Source organism: Streptomyces sp. AC627_RSS907 (assembly GCF_019049165.1).
Genome location: NZ_JAGMUE010000313.1, coordinates 1 through 686 on the forward strand (window position 1 = coordinate 1; position 686 = coordinate 686).

The window sequence follows — 686 nt, forward strand, 5'->3', positions numbered from 1 at the left end:
GGCCGTGGTGCGCAAGGTGGTGGAGGACCTCGAGAAGCGGCTGTCCAGCCGCACGCGCGCCACGCTCAACGGCGCGCTCGACCGCTCCGCGCGCGTGAGCCGCCCCCGCCACCAGGACATCGACTGGAACCGCACCATCCGCGCCAACCTCAAGAACTACCTGCCCGAGTACCGCACGGTGGTCCCCGAGCGGCTGATCGGGTACGGGCGGGCCGCGCGCGGGGTGAAGAAGGACGTCATCCTCTGCATCGACCAGTCGGGGTCGATGGCGGCCTCCGTCGTCTACGCCTCGGTGTTCGGCGCCGTGCTGGCCTCGATGCGCTCGCTCGCCACCCGCCTGGTCGTCTTCGACACGGCGGTTGTGGACCTCACGGACGAACTCGACGACCCGGTGGACGTGCTCTTCGGCACGCAACTGGGCGGCGGCACGGACATCAACCGCGCGCTGGCCTACTGCCAGTCCCAGATCACCCGGCCAGCCGACACCGTCGTCGTGTTGATCAGCGACCTGTACGAGGGCGGCATACGCGACGAGATGCTCGGGCGGGTGGCCGCGATGAAGGCGTCGGGCGTGCAGTTCGTGACGCTGCTGGCGCTGTCCGACGAGGGCGCGCCGTCGTATGACCGGGAGCACGCGGGGGCGCTCGCGGCGCTGGGCGCGCCGGCCTTCGCCTGCACGCCTGATC

Annotated in this window: 1 protein-coding gene; it reads left to right on the top strand. The window is 71.1% G+C overall.

From position 1 onward, the window contains the following. On the top strand, positions 1–686 hold a 686-nt coding region (locus KUM32_RS35465), incomplete at both ends, for a VWA domain-containing protein (protein WP_217146043.1).